This window comes from Imperialibacter sp. (genome assembly GCF_040222385.1).
In the GTDB taxonomy this organism is placed as follows: domain Bacteria; phylum Bacteroidota; class Bacteroidia; order Cytophagales; family Cyclobacteriaceae; genus Imperialibacter.
In genome coordinates, this window is the sequence record NZ_JAVKDF010000014.1 from 73,366 (window position 1) to 88,316 (window position 14,951).

12 protein-coding genes are annotated in these 14,951 nt (G+C 47.0%); 7 read left to right on the forward strand and 5 right to left on the reverse strand.

The window, feature by feature from the left end; all coding sequences use genetic code 11:
- Window positions 1–88 precede the first annotated feature (88 nt).
- The 5 genes from RIG68_RS03245 to ruvB form a co-directional block, all read right to left on the reverse strand.
- A complete protein-coding gene (locus RIG68_RS03245; protein ID WP_350118505.1) occupies window positions 89–1,423 on the reverse strand; it encodes a dicarboxylate/amino acid:cation symporter in 1,335 nt (444 codons plus the stop codon).
- Complete coding sequence (aroC, locus tag RIG68_RS03250) at window positions 1,420–2,496, reverse strand: chorismate synthase (protein ID WP_350118507.1); 1,077 nt, start codon at window positions 2,494–2,496, stop codon at window positions 1,420–1,422. Before aroC ends, RIG68_RS03245 begins: the two co-directional genes overlap by 4 nt.
- Entirely contained in the window at window positions 2,497–3,957 is a 1,461-nt protein-coding gene (locus tag RIG68_RS03255; RefSeq protein ID WP_350118509.1) for a BatD family protein, read from the reverse strand.
- Between the two features lie 390 nt (window positions 3,958–4,347).
- Complete coding sequence (gene queG, locus RIG68_RS03260; protein WP_350118510.1) at window positions 4,348–5,280, reverse strand: tRNA epoxyqueuosine(34) reductase QueG; 933 nt, start codon at window positions 5,278–5,280, stop codon at window positions 4,348–4,350.
- Window positions 5,281–5,294: 14 nt separating this feature from the next.
- Window positions 5,295–6,326: a Holliday junction branch migration DNA helicase RuvB gene (gene ruvB, locus RIG68_RS03265; protein WP_151997582.1), complete on the reverse strand. Its 1,032-nt coding sequence runs from the start codon at window positions 6,324–6,326 to the stop codon at window positions 5,295–5,297.
- 120 nt (window positions 6,327–6,446) lie between these two features.
- On the opposite strand from ruvB, the gene RIG68_RS03270 reads away from it, so the two are divergent.
- The 7 genes from RIG68_RS03270 to RIG68_RS03300 all read left to right on the forward strand — a co-directional run bounded on the left by RIG68_RS03270 (window position 6,447) and on the right by RIG68_RS03300 (window position 14,917).
- Window positions 6,447–7,508, forward strand: a complete 1,062-nt coding sequence (locus RIG68_RS03270; RefSeq protein WP_350118512.1) for an FAD:protein FMN transferase — start codon at window positions 6,447–6,449, stop codon at window positions 7,506–7,508.
- Window positions 7,509–7,651: 143 nt separating this feature from the next.
- Window positions 7,652–8,392 (forward strand): ZIP family metal transporter, encoded by a 741-nt coding sequence (locus tag RIG68_RS03275; RefSeq protein WP_350118515.1) that lies wholly within the window; start codon window positions 7,652–7,654, stop codon window positions 8,390–8,392.
- An 85-nt stretch (window positions 8,393–8,477) separates the two neighbouring features.
- Window positions 8,478–9,338, forward strand: a complete 861-nt coding sequence (locus RIG68_RS03280) for a carboxypeptidase-like regulatory domain-containing protein (protein ID WP_350118518.1) — start codon at window positions 8,478–8,480, stop codon at window positions 9,336–9,338.
- A 139-nt stretch (window positions 9,339–9,477) separates the two neighbouring features.
- A complete protein-coding gene (locus tag RIG68_RS03285; RefSeq protein WP_151997586.1) occupies window positions 9,478–9,735 on the forward strand; it encodes a DUF4212 domain-containing protein in 258 nt (85 codons plus the stop codon).
- A 22-nt stretch (window positions 9,736–9,757) separates the two neighbouring features.
- A complete protein-coding gene (locus RIG68_RS03290; protein WP_350118521.1) occupies window positions 9,758–11,449 on the forward strand; it encodes a sodium:solute symporter family protein in 1,692 nt (563 codons plus the stop codon).
- 118 nt (window positions 11,450–11,567) lie between these two features.
- On the forward strand, window positions 11,568–13,466 hold the full coding sequence (acs, locus tag RIG68_RS03295) for an acetate--CoA ligase (protein WP_350118524.1): 1,899 nt from the start codon (window positions 11,568–11,570) through the stop codon (window positions 13,464–13,466).
- 140 nt (window positions 13,467–13,606) lie between these two features.
- A complete protein-coding gene (locus RIG68_RS03300) occupies window positions 13,607–14,917 on the forward strand; it encodes a pyridoxal phosphate-dependent aminotransferase (RefSeq protein ID WP_350118527.1) in 1,311 nt (436 codons plus the stop codon).
- The last annotated feature ends 34 nt before the right edge of the window (window positions 14,918–14,951 follow it).

Sequence of the window (14,951 nt, forward strand, 5' to 3'; positions counted from 1 at the left end):
ATGAACAACCGATTGCCAAATAAGTTCAGCAACGGAGGTCTGGGTTTTGATGAACCAAAGATACAACCAGTTACCGACAAACATTCAATCAGGAACTCGCCTCAGAATTGAGGAGTCCTTTGTCGAATTTGCTGGCAAGGTCGCCCTCTGAGGCAGCCACAATCACAGCCACCGTTGCATCACCGGTAACATTTACAATGGTGCGAACCATGTCGAGAGGTCTGTCAATGGCGATTATCAATGCAAGCCCTTCAGGCTCCACACCTATTGCACCCAACACTATCACCAGCATAATTAGCCCTGCACTTGGAACAGCCGCCGCACCAATAGAAGACAGGGTGGCGGTGAGCACGATAATCAGCTGGTCGGCGAGCGTAAGGTCGTGGCCAAAGGCCTGAGCGATGAATACAGCCGAAACTGCCTGGTGAATGCTGGTGCCGTCCATATTAATAGTGGCGCCAAGTGGAAGCACAAAGCTGGTGACTTCTTCCGACACACCAAGGTTTTTCTCCACACAATCCATCGTTACAGGCAGGGTGGCGGCACTCGAGCTTGTTGTAAATGCCAGCATCTGAGCCGGGAAAATGCCCTTGATGAATTGTACGTACTTTATTTTTGTGAAAATTCTAATAAAGAGCGGGTATATAAGAAAAATCATCGTGCCCAGCCCTCCAAGAACTGTGAGGGCATAAACCCCCAGTGCTTTAAACAAGTCAAGAGCACCTGACGGGTCATCTCCTGCGATGTCAACGAGCAGCCCTGCAATAAGCGCAAAAACGCCGATGGGGGCATATTTCATTATAATGTGCACAACATTCAAGAGAGTGATGTTAATGCCTTCAAAAAAGCCCTTCACCGGGACAAGCTTGTCTTTAGGTGACATCACCATGGCTATACCCAGCATAAAAGCAAAGAAAATCACCTGCAACATCGCTCCATTGTCAGTCGCAGCCTTAAAAAAGTTGTCAGGCACAATATCTTCAAGCATTTGAAGAGGCCCCGACTCTTCCACGCCCTTGGCACTGGTCATTTTCAGGTTCGCATCTGAAGCGTATTTCATACGAAGCTCTTCCCTTTTGTCGCCAGGAAGAAACTTGCCAGGTTGAATCGTATTCACCAATAGCAACCCAATGGTAATGGCAACTACCGTTGTGAATAAATAAAAACCAATAGTTTTTCCGCCTATTCTCGAGAGCTTGGTGAGGTCGCTCAGATTAGAAATGCCGTCAATTAGGGACACAAGCACCAAAGGAACCGCTATCAGCTTCAGCATTTTGATGAAGATGGTGCCGAATGGCTTCACCCAGTCTGTTGTAAATTCACCAAGGCCGCCGAAAATAGCGATCATCCCCCACACCACTCCAGCCAGCATTGCAATTACTATCCAGAGGTGTAAGGGAATTTTTTTCTTTTGGCTTGTCACAGTTTAACGGTTTTGTTGATCAAATAGTAGTCGGCTATAACAAGTGCTGACATTGCCTCTACAATTGGCACTGCCCTTGGCACTACGCAGGGGTCGTGGCGGCCTTTTCCAGTTACTGTAGTGGCATCACCATGCAAATCAACACTCTCCTGATCTGTCATAATAGTGGCTACAGGTTTAAAGGCTATCCTGAAATATATATCTTCTCCATTAGAAATACCACCCTGAATTCCACCTGAGTGATTTGTTTTCGTTTTAACGGTATCGCCATCCTTATAAAAAACGTCATTGTGTTCCGAGCCCCTCATAGTAATTCCTTCGAACCCGCTTCCAAACTCAAATCCCTTCACGGCATTGATGCTCAGCATGGCTTTGCCGAGTTCCGCATGTAGTTTTTCAAAAACAGGCTCACCAAGCCCCGGAGGCACACCTTTGATCACCCCGGTCACAATGCCCCCAATCGTGTCTCTGCTCTTTCTAACCTCATCGATCAGGTCAATCATCTTCTCTGCCATTGGCCCATCAGGGCAACGCACAATATTGTCGTCGATTTTTCCGAGGTCTAGCTCCTGATAAGATTTTTCAAGCTTTAAACCACCCACCTGTGACACATAAGCGTAGCACTCAATGCCGAGGGTTTTCAAAAACATTTTCGCTATCGAGCCGGAAGCCACCCTGGCGGCAGTTTCTCTTGCAGAGCTTCGCCCGCCACCCCGGTAGTCTCTTACGCCGTATTTAACCTGATAAGTGTAGTCTGCGTGGGATGGCCGAAATTTTTCAGCAATGTGGGAATAGTCTTTGCTGCGCTGATCTTCATTGTAAATCACCATACCAATAGGTGTTCCGGTTGCCTTCCCTTCAAAAATTCCTGAAAGAAGCTCCACCTTGTCACCTTCCTGGCGCTGCGTTGTGATTTTTGACTGACCTGGCTTTCTCCGGTCTAGTTCTGCCTGAATAAAGTCTTCGCTGATTTCGAGCCCGGCCGGGCAGCCTTCCAGCACTGCGCCAATACCTTTTCCATGCGACTCACCAAAGGTGGATATTTTAAAGAGCTTCCCGAATGAGCTTCCCATCTATTTTCTTTTCACGTACAATGCAGCGGTAAGCGCTAACATAATTAAAATAAAAACGTTGGCAAAAATACGTGATGAGCCGGCACTTGAAAGTTTTACAAGGGTATTTTCTTCCAGGCCAATTCTGTCATAAAAAGAGCCGAGGTCGCTTGATGAAATATATTCATTTCTACGGCTCTCTCCTTTCACTACCAATTCCACTCTCGATTTAAGTGTGTCGTATTTGGCCTCTTCGGGGTTAAAGAACACCATTTGGAAGTAGTCCGACAGTTTGTACCCCCCAGGCTCATTGGGAATACCAAAGTAATTGAAAGTCTTTGTGCCTCTCACCTTGCCGTTATTTCTGTTCACACTTTGTTTTACGTTGGGGTCGTAAAAGTCGAAAGCCTTGCTTTGCGCCACCTGAGGCTTGTTAATGGCAGAGATATTTCCTTCCCCAGCTACAATAAATGAGTAATTAAAACTGTCGCCAGTGTTCAACTCTGTACTGCTGATTTCTTCTTGCAGTCTATATTTACCCACCGGCACAGTTTGCTTCAAAGGATGCGGCGGAAGGTCTTTGACGGCCACCACCTTTTCCTTGGAACTAAAGGTCTTGTAGTCCTCCATTCTATTCTGTCCAAAAAATGTTGGGTTCTTTGCGACCTTGTATTTAATCAGCTCCAAACCCACAGAGGGAAATTTGATGTCGTCGAGATTGAGGGGGTAGTAGGTAGCCTGATAAAGTTTATACTGCGAATACCGCTTTCCATTGATAGTTACGGGCTCCTTCTGCACATTTTCAATGTTGTAGTTTTCCTCCCAGGTGTTGGCTGGCTTCACTTTCTTCACGATGTCGGTCAGCTGCTTGCCCAGCTCATAAAACTGAAGCGGTGCCTTGTTCTCCTCCGCCACATAAAAGGCCAGGGTGGTTGTAAAGCCCTCCCCAACAAACACCTCATCCTTGTCGGTGGTAAGGGCCAAAAAAGCTTCGTCCTTAATATCAACAAACTCATTTGGTGTGCTTTTCCGACCGAAGAAGTCTTCAAATGGGTCAGCCCCGAACGGATCTGCCTGCTGCCTTCTGGCGTTAACCGGGGGGCCCACTTTGATGATTTGCCCCTCAGATTTGAACTTTTCTCCGTTAACGGTGATGGTAAACGGCTGAAGGCGGAAACTGCCCTCCCTCTGTGGGGCATAATTTTGAGTAATACTCTGGGTAGAGCTCATTTTCCCGTTAATGAAATTAGTAGATGTGGAAGAAGACGTGCCTCTTTTTACAAATCCCGAAATTTCAGGAAATTCATCATAGCTTCTCAGTCGGTCATTTTGAACAGTAACCGTAATTGTAAAATATTGATTGAGAGCCATTTCTGAAGGCCCCAGGTCAACAGAAATTTCCTGAGAATAGGATTTTTCCAATATCAAGAGCGCCGCAGCAGCTATCAAAAAACTGGTCTTTGCAAACGATTTCAAACGCATAAAATTGTATTTTATGTTAAATCTATTTCCAGATTAAGATTTCATTAAAAGTAGGACAAATCTTTGCCAATTACCCAACATTTTTTTAAGTTCGACGTACTTAAAACCGACGTAAAGTCTAAACGATTGAAAACGACTGTATGTTATGTTAAGAACAAGAATGCCCATGTTAGAGTACTTTAAAACAATCTTAAGCAAAGTTAGCTTTGACAAATTTCTTTTCGAAAAGGAATTGAAAAAAGCTATTAAGGCGTTGGTACCGGATGAGCTACTCGTTTTCCGGGATTGGTGCTACGAGCAATTTGGAAAGATGTATCAGTTAATCCTAAACAAACAATTCAGTAAAGTCAAATTGTAACATTAACCACCGAAGGGACAAGAATTTGTCCCTTACTTTTTTCCCGCAAATTGTATATTTCTCTTTAGCCCTGCAAACTTAGCTCGCTTCACCGCCGACTTCTTGAATACCCTACCGAACGTCTCTTCGGTCATTTCCTCCCACTCGCTTTTTGAAAAACCCTCCCAACCTTGTGGACTAAAGGCAGCCTCACGATGGGGCTTCGAAAATCGGTTCCATGGACAAACGTCCTGGCAGATATCGCATCCAAAAGCCCAGTTTTCCATTTTCCCGCTAAACTCATCCGGTATGCTCTCCTTCAACTCAATGGTTAGGTAAGAAATACACCTGCTCCCATCAACAACATAGGGTTCAGGGATGGCCTTAGTGGGGCAGGCATCCTGGCAGGCGGTGCAGGTACCACAATAGTCCTTCATGGGGCCGTCAGCTTCGAGCTCCAGGTCAATGATAAGCTCTGCCAAAAAGAAAAAGCTACCCATTTGCTTATTCAGCAGCAAGCTGTTTTTGCCCACCCAGCCAAGTCCGCTTTTGGCAGCCCAGGCACGTTCGTGCACGGGAGCGGAGTCTACAAACACCCTGCCTTCCACTGCACCGATCTGCTTTTGTATGGATGAAAAGAATTCCTTGAGCTTTTCTTTCACCACCAGGTGATAGTCCTGGCCGTAAGCATATTTGGCAATTTTGAAATTGTTCTCACTTTCGTGCTTCGCCTTCGGGTAATAATTGTAGACCAGCGACACCACACTTCTGGCACCGGGAACGAGTTTCGTTGGATCCAGCCGCATATCAAAATGATTCTCCAGGTAACCCATTTTGCCCTGGTAGCCCCTCGTCAGCCATTCCTCCAGCCTGGGGGCCTCTTCGGCAAGAAATTCAGCCTTTGCTATACCACAAAAGGAAAAACCCAACTCGCTGGCTATGGCTTTAATTATCTGTGTGTTTTTTGAAACTGAGTGAATGGGCATCTTAAACGCCGCTTTTATTCATCGAACAGGGTACCTGACCTTCCGGGAAGAGGTACTTTCAAATGCTTGTAAGCCATAGGCGTGGCCTCTCGTCCCCTCGCCGTTCTTTTAATATACCCTTCCTGAATCAGAAAAGGCTCGTACACTTCCTCGATGGTTTCGGCCTCTTCGCCGCAAGCGGTAGCAATAGTACTGAGGCCAACGGGACCACCGCTGAATTTATGAATGATAGTGGAAAGTATCCTGTTGTCCATCTCGTCCAGCCCGTTCTGATCGACATCGAGTGCTCTTAACGCCATTTCCGCAATGGGCATGGTGATCGTTCCTGTCCCCTTTATCTGCGCAAAGTCTCTGGTCCGGCGCAGCAGGTTGTTGGAAATCCGGGGGGTACCACGGCTCCGTCTGGCAATTTCGTAGGCTGCGTCGTCCTCAAGAGGTGTATTCAATATATCGGATGATCGCTTTACAATTTGCGTCAATAGTTTGGCGTCGTAGTATTCGAGCCTTGCGTTGATGCCAAAGCGAGCCCGAAGCGGTGATGTGAGCAGCCCTGACCTGGTGGTGGCACCAATCAACGTAAAGGGGCTGAGGGTAATTTGCACACTCCTGGCGTTAGGCCCTGAATCGAGCATGATGTCAATTCGATAATCCTCCATAGCAGAGTAAAGATATTCCTCCACCACTGGGTTGAGCCGGTGAATCTCATCAATAAAGAGCACATCGTAAGGCTCCAGATTTGTCAGCAGCCCCGCCAGGTCGCCCGGTTTATCGAGCACCGGGCCAGAAGTAATCTTGATATTGGACTGAAGTTCGTTGGCTATGATGTGCGACAATGTGGTCTTACCCAAACCGGGAGGGCCATGAAGCAAAACATGATCCAGGGGCTCGTTGCGCTGCTTGGCGGCACTCACAAATATTTTGATATTTTCAACCACCTTCTCCTGCCCGGTAAAATCACCAAAGTTCAAAGGACGTAATGCCTTCTCTATCTCCTTTTCGGTGGAGCTCATTTGTTCATCGTCGCTACGGAGGTAGTCTTCTCTCATACTCAATTGAGGATTTGCGCTAAGTTAACGAATCGCCTTATTAAGTGGATAGTTCACCGGCCTTTGTTCAGTCAATCAAAATTTTTAACTGTAACTTGCGAGCCTAAAAACTGATTGTCAATGGATCTTTTTGTCAGGAAGCGAGTTCTACCTCTACTATTTGTTATCGCTCTATTTATCGTTGTGTTTGTGAGGAGAAACAGCTCGCCAACACAGGTAATGATGCTTCAGGGAACAACCATGGGCCCGATCCCCTACCATGTGAAATATATTTCAGCTAATGGGGCGTCGTACCAAAATCAGGTAGACTCATTGCTGCAGGCATTCAATCAATCTCTTTCTACTTATGTGTCAGATTCAGAAATATCGAGATTCAACAAGGCCGACTCACTTGCTTTTGAATCATCTCTGATGTTACCCGTGCTGGAAACCAGCAAATTGGTTTATGAAATGACAGGCGGAGCTTTTGACCCAACAGTTGGGCCACTGGTCAACGCCTGGGGTTTTGGCCCTAACAAACAACCTTCGGCCGACACGGCAAAAGTGGATTCTCTGCTCAACTTTGTTGGGTTTGATATGATACGATTTACTTCTGCCTATGCCGTGAAGGAGGTTTCGGGCATGTACCTCGACTTTAGCGCTGTTGCTAAAGGGTATGCGGTTGACCTTGTCGGAGATTTTCTGGCTTCTAAGTCAGTCAGCGACTACATGGTGGAAATAGGTGGTGAAGTGACTTGCCATGGCAAAAATGAAAACGGTGAGGCCTGGCTCATTGGCGTGGACAACCCAAAGCTGGATATTACCAATGAAAATATTGCTGCGACGGTGAGCCTCGACAACAGGGCGATGGCAACTTCTGGCAACTACCGAAACTTCTATGAAGTGGATGGAAAAAAATACGCTCACACCATTGACCCGGTGAGCGGCAGGCCAGTACAGCACTCCCTGCTAAGTGCATCAGTTTTTGCCAAAGATTGCATGACTGCTGATGCCCTGGCAACCGCCTGTATGGTAATGGGAGTGGAGAAGGCAGTCACGCTTTTTGAAGCCCACAAAGAGCTGGACGCTATACTCATCTATAGCGGAGCCGATGGCGACATCCATACAATTGTGACTTCCGGCATTAAGGCAAATGTGCACTACCTGCTGTTTCCTGAAGCAAGCAATTCTGTATCCCAGTAGCAGCTACATGTAACGGAAAATTTTAGGGCATTGAACCTTTTGCGTACTTTCGGTATTTAGTAACGATACCCGACAAAATTTTTGCTGGCAAATGTGCTTAAAAGAAATAGACAAGTCTTTCATTTTTAGCTTACCCGCACCCAATGGTTATTAGCATTCTCTCTCTGTTTATTTTGACATTGGCGGGTGGGCTTGCCTCTCTGTTCTTTTCAAAACCTGCAGGAGCCAGCTATAAGCTTGCATTGGTTTTCGCAGGTTCCTACCTCTTTTCTATCACCATCATACATATTCTGCCTGAAATTATGCAGTCATCCACGGATGGCAAACATATTGGCATGCTGGTGCTGGCGGGCTTTCTCATGCAACACTTTCTGGAGTTTTTCACCACTGGAGTTGAGCATGGCCATAGTCATGATCACTCGCCGGAAAACCAATCGGGATTAGCACCCTATTCTATTACGGTCGCTCTTTGCGTACATGCCTTTTTGGAAGGAACTGTTCTGGCTCACCCGGGAGTAATACATGGAGAACACGAGCCCTGGACCTTGCTGGTTGGCATTCTTTTGCACAAAATACCTGCCGCTTTTGCCCTTATGTCGGTCCTGGGCTACTTCATGGGTAAAAGCAAAAAGGCCATATTGTTACTAGTTCTGTTTGCTCTTGCATCTCCATTGGGTTTGATTGTCAGCAATATTCTCAAAGATCAGCTTTTACTTTCCGAGTCTGGGTCGATAGCCTTGTTTGCGATTGTGAGTGGCAACTTCCTTCATATTTCCACCACCATCTTCTTTGAAAGCAGCCCCAAACACCATCATGGGTGGAAGAAAAATTTGACCATCATTATTGGTGGCATCGTTGCCATGATATCAGAAGCGCTGATGTAAACCAACCAATCGTTCAAATCCCTGGTCTTGAATAGGCATCAATGCCCAAGACTTTATTTATCTTTGAAGCTCATTAAAGAAAAGGTTGATTAAAAAGCACCTCATACTGGTCATTTTCTTCCTGGCAGGCAGTTCGTTTGTCTTGGGGCAGGGCATCTTCAACGACACATTTGTTGTAGAAGGCACGCTGCTTGACAAAAATGACACAGTGCCCGTTCCCTATGCACATGCCTATTCGATGGACTATAAAAGGTTCAGGGTTTCGGACGAAAAGGGCAAATTCACTATTCAGCTTCAAAGAGGCGATACGCTCGTTATATCTTCCATTGGGTATGCCACACGCTTTTTCCTTTTTACTGACATTCCCGCCAGCCGAAAAATAGAGCATGTTATTTATATGTCGCAGGATCCTGTGGAGCTACAGGGCATCACCATTTATGGCAAAATGCCCATGGAAGGATTCTATGACCACGAGCGCATTCCTTATGACAAGTTCAAAGAAAAAGAACTGGAGCCTGGCTATTATAAACCTGGGTTAAGCATGAGCCCAGGTGGGGCTGGCGTGTCGGTTGGGTTAACGGGTGCATTAACTTTATTGGCAGCGCAATTCAATAGCGAGTATCAGCAGCTAAAAAAACTGGACAAAATAAGGAAGCAAGAATACCAGGTGGCCCGCTACGAGTATTTTGTAAAAAATCGCCTAAGTCCGAGGTATGTAACTACCAACACCTCTCTGCTAACCACCGAAGTTGACGACTTCATCAAGTTCTGGTCGCCCGACACAGCCTTCGTGGAATATGCCAATGAGTATGAACTAGTCACCGCCCTGCAGGAAAAGGAAAAGCAGTACATTGATCAAATCAAGCGCAACCGGGGCTCCGATGACGACATTGTGAGCACCATTGAGCTGAGGAAGCTGCTGATGGACAAGGGGAATGAGGAGTAGCGCTCAACCCAGCCTCTTGCAACAAAAGCAGCCACTAATACCCTTTCCATTACATTATTTGACTTGTTTTAGTACCTTACTGTTTCGAGTGTCCAACAAGGCGCTCGACTCAAGCTTAACATACTAAACAAGTTCGCTGATGGAAGACAAATGGCACAAACAATACTGGCAGAGAAACCTTCGCTATCTATCCATACTTCTTATCATTTGGTTCCTTTCTTCGTTTGGCTTCGGGATTTTCTTTGTAGACACCCTTAACACCGTCAGACTAGGTGGCTTCAAACTCGGCTTTTGGTTTGCCCAACAGGGCTCCATCTACATATTTGTCGTACTCATCTTTTTATATGTTCGCTGGATGAACAAGCTGGACAAGAAGTATGACGTTGACGAAAAATAACCTGCTTAAACCTACTTAAACAATGGATGTACAAACCTGGACCTACATTATCGTAGGCTTCACTTTCGCTATTTACATCGGCATCGCCATTTGGTCGAGGGCCGGCAGCACCAAAGAATTCTACGTAGCCGGAGGGGGCGTTTCACCGCTGGCCAATGGCATGGCCACTGCCGCCGACTGGATGTCAGCTGCCTCTTTCATTTCTATGGCCGGACTGGTTTCGTTCATGGGCTACGATGGCACTGTTTACCTTATGGGCTGGACAGGCGGTTACGTGCTGCTTGCACTCTTGCTTGCGCCTTACCTGAGGAAGTTTGGCAAGTTTACTGTGCCTGACTTTATCGGCGACAGGTACTACTCCAACCTTGCCAGAACCGTCGCAGTCATCTGCGCCCTATTCGTTTCCTTTACTTATGTAGCTGGCCAAATGAGAGGCGTCGGCATCGTCTTTGCTCGTTTTCTGGAAGTAGACATCAACACAGGTGTTATTATCGGTATGTGCATCGTGTTGATATATGCAGTACTGGGCGGGATGAAAGGAATTACCTATACCCAGGTGGCTCAATATTGTATCCTGATTTTTGCCTACATGGTGCCTGCCATTTTCATTTCCCTGATCATGACAGGAAACCCCATCCCGCAGCTGGGCTTCGGCAGCGAACTTTCTGACGGCACCTACTTGCTGGACAAACTAGACGGCCTCCATCAGGAATTAGGCTTTGCTGCCTACACAACCGGCAAAAAGACCATGATTGACCTGACATTTATAACGGCCGCTCTCATGGTCGGCACTGCTGGGCTTCCTCATGTGATCGTAAGGTTCTTCACCGTTCCAAGAGTAAAGGACGCCAGAATTTCTGCTGGCTATGCACTTATCTTTATAGCTATTCTTTATACGACGGCTCCGGCCATAGCAGCGTTTGCCAGAACAAACCTGATCACCACAGTTCAAAACAAAGAATATTCCAGTCTGCCGGAGTGGTTTGCCAATTGGGAAACTACGGGCCTAATCAAATTTGATGATAAGAACAATGACGGCATCGTTAACTATGTTGCAGATGCGGGCACGAACGAGCTGACCATTGACCCTGATATTATGGTGCTCGCCAACCCTGAAATCGCCAAGCTTCCCAACTGGGTGATCGCTCTGGTAGCAGCAGGTGGGCTGGCTGCTGCACTATCAACGGCAGCAGGTTTGTTACTCGTAATCTCCACATCCATCGCTCACGACCTCATCAAAAAACAAATTGCCCCCGATCTCTCCGACAAGAACCAGCTTTGGTTTGCCCGGGGCGCTGCAGTGTTGGCAGTGATAGTCGCTGGCTACTTCGGCATCAATCCGCCCGGCTTTGTCGCTGCAGTTGTGGCCCTCGCTTTCGGCTTGGCAGCCGCTTCCTTTTTCCCTGCCATCATTATGGGCATTTTCTACAAACGAATGAACAAGGAAGGGGCCATTGCAGGCATGATCGCCGGACTCGGCATCACATTGTTCTACATGATGAGGTACAAACTGGGCTGGATAGGCGGGCCGACCACCGCAGCCGACTGGTGGTTTGGGATATCTCCAGAAGGATTTGGCACGGCTGGTATGTTCGTCAACTTTGCTGTTTCGCTCATCGTCTCAAGATTTACCCCGGCACCGCCAGAGGAAGTGCAAGAAATGGTAGAAAGCATCCGTTACCCGAGAGGCGCCGGAGGTGCTACACACAGCTGATGTGTGCGCCAACAATTTCCCAATCCATTTGGAGCGTTGCGGTTGTGAACGTTTCTTCTTTTGGGTAACTTGAACCGACAGACGTTTATAACACATACCATACAGAAAGGGAATTGAGATGACGGATAAAATACAAACCCTCAGTGGGTATATTCACGAATACCAAAAGAGCGTGAATGAGCCGGAGGCCTTCTGGTCGAGAATTGCAGAAAACTTTTACTGGCGAAAAAAATGGGACAAAGTGGTAGAGTGGGACTTTCACAAGCCTACCATCAAATGGTTCCGCAATGGTAAGCTGAACATTACTGAAAATATTTTTGAAAGACACCTTTTCACGCTGGGCGACCACCCTGCCATTATATGGGAGCCAAGCGATCCGAAAGAAAAGAATAGAATTATTACCCTTCGGGAGTTGTACGAAATGACCTGCCAGTTTGCCAACACCATGAAAAAGAATGGTGTGAAAAAGGGTGACAGGGTGATCATCTATATGCCGATGGTGCCCGAGGCAGCCGTTGCCATGATGGCATGCGCCAGAATCGGTGCCGTGCATTCGGTGGTTTTTGCAGGCTTTAGCTCCACCTCCCTTGCTGACAGGATCAACGACTGCCAGGCAAAAATGGTACTGACCTCTGACGGCAATTTCCGGGGTAACAAGGCCATCGACGTAAAAGGTGTGGTAGACGAAGCCATAGAGAAAACAACGACTATTGAAAAAGTTATCGTTTTCAAAAGAACGGGGTCAGATGTCACGATGAAGCCTGGAAGAGACCTTTGGTGGCATGAGGCTATTGAAGGCGTTTCAAAAGAAAACAAAGCAGAAGAAATGGATGCGGAAGACCTGCTATTCATTCTATACACAAGTGGATCTACAGGCAAACCAAAGGGCGTTGTGCATACCTGCGGTGGCTACATGATCTACTCGCAATACACCTTCCAGAACGTGTTTCAGTACAGTGCAGGAGATATATACTGGTGCACTGCAGATGTTGGCTGGATCACAGGGCACTCCTACATCGTGTACGGCCCGCTGTTGGCAGGAGCCACCACACTGATGTTTGAAGGCGTGCCCACGTACCCGCATCCGGGCCGCTTCTGGGAAATAATCGACAAATACCATGTGAACCAGTTCTACACCGCCCCAACAGCCATCAGGGCGCTCCAGGCATACGGATTGGAACCACTGGCTCCCTACAAGCTTGACTCATTGAAAGTAATAGGTTCCGTAGGCGAGCCCATCAACGAGGAGGCCTGGCACTGGTACCACGACCATGTGGGCAAAAACCAATGCCCGCTTGTCGATACCTGGTGGCAAACTGAAACAGGCGGCATTATGATTTCACCGATTCCCGGCGTTACACCCACCAAGCCTTCTTACGCCACACTTCCGCTTCCAGGCATCCAGCCCATCATAGTTGACCCTGACGGCAAAGAACTTACTGGCAAAAGTGTGCAAGGTAACCTTTGCATTAAGTTTCCCTGGCCGGGCATGCTGCGCACCACCTACGGCGACCACGAAAGATGCCGCCAGACTTATTTTGGCACTTATCCCGGCCTCTATTTCACAGGAGACGGTGTAAAAAGAGACGAGGACGGCTATTACCGCATCCTTGGTCGTGTGGATGATGTCATCAATGTATCGGGGCATAGAATGGGCACCGCTGAAGTAGAAAACGCCATCAACGAGCACCCATTGGTGGTAGAGTCAGCAGTGGTGGGCTATCCGCATGACATAAAAGGTCAGGGCATTTATGCCTTCGTCATTGCCGACATGTCGAACAGAACGGAAGAGAACCTGATCAACGAAATTCGTGAGACTGTCAGTAAGATCATTGGCCCGATTGCAAAGCCTGACAAGATTCAGATTGTGCCAGGCCTGCCAAAAACCAGGTCAGGAAAGATCATGAGACGGATACTAAGAAAGGCTGCGGAAGGTGATGTTTCTAATCTGGGGGATATCTCCACGCTACTTAATCCAGAGGTGGTGGAGCAAATTATCGCAGGCTCGAAGAAGTAGCACTTTTCTGCCAAAGATTTAAAAAGCTTAGACTTCTTTTAAAGAAGCTTCTTAGCTTTTTTCTTTGTGCTTTCATTAGCCCGACTTAAGCACATTTTTCAGACACCTATTGGGAGAAGTCCCAGCATCCTATTGTTGATATGCGACAAAAGTTACTACGTGAAGGGGCCAATGAACTCTCCTATGAAATAAGAGGTATTGTTAGAAAGGCGGAACAGCTGGAAAAGCTTGGCTACAACATCCTATGGGAAAATATTGGTGACCCTATCCAAAAGAACCGCAAGCTTCCCGATTGGATGAAAGAAATTATTGCCGGCCTCCTCTTTGAAGACGAGACGTTCGGGTATAGTCATTCAAAAGGTGTGCTAGAGACTCGTCAGTTTCTGGCGGAAAGGAACAACAAAAAGGGCGGCGCCCAAATCACTGCCGACGACATCACCTTTTTCAACGGACTGGGAGATGCTATTGCAAAGATCTATCAATACCTGATTCCCTCTGCCAGGGTCATAGGGCCGTCGCCAGCCTATTCTACTCATTCTTCAGCTGAGGCATCACATGCAAACAATCACCCGCTGACCTATAAACTGGATCCTGAAAACTCCTGGTATCCGGATTTGGACGACTTATACAATAAAGTAAAGTACAACCCAAACATCGTTGGAATACTTATCATCAATCCAGACAATCCCACTGGTATGGTGTATCCGAAGCCAATCCTGGAACGGATGGTGGCGATCGCTCAAGAATTTAATCTCTTCCTTGTTTGTGACGAGATTTACATGAATATCATCTACAACAATGCAGACACCTGCTCATTGGCAGAAGTAATTGGAGATGTGCCAGGTATGTCCTTAAAGGGGATTTCCAAAGAGTTTCCATGGCCGGGTGCCCGATGCGGCTGGGCTGAGTATTACAACCGGGACAAAGACGCTGAGTTTGCCAGGCTTTGCCAAACCATCGACAATGCCAAGATGATCGAGGTAAGCTCTACCAAGCTTCCTCAAAGGGCTATTCCAAGAATTATGTCTGATAGTCGGTACCCGGATTTTATCAAAGCAACCAACAAACGGATAGGTGAAAGAAGCGCCTTTCTGTCAAAAACCTTTAAAGACAATCCTTACATCACCTTTAATGAAACCAATGGTGCCTTTTACAATACAATGATCTTCAAGCCCGACGCTCTGAAGCCGGGCCAATCGATGCCTATCAAAGACGCCAAAGTGAAACAGTTGCTGGACAGCTGGTTCGAGTCCAACAACGGCCCTATGGAAATGGACAAAAGATTTGTTTACTATCTGCTAGCCGCTAAGCAGGTCTGCCTGGTACCGATTTCTTCCTTCTGCTCCGATTTGATGGGCTTTCGAATGACTTTGCTGGAAGAAAATGATGAGATCAGGGACGAGATTTTTAAGAGGATCAAAGAAGGAATTGAGGAATTCTGCAGATCGTGATTTCTTTTGAAAGAACATAAAAAAATAACCCCTA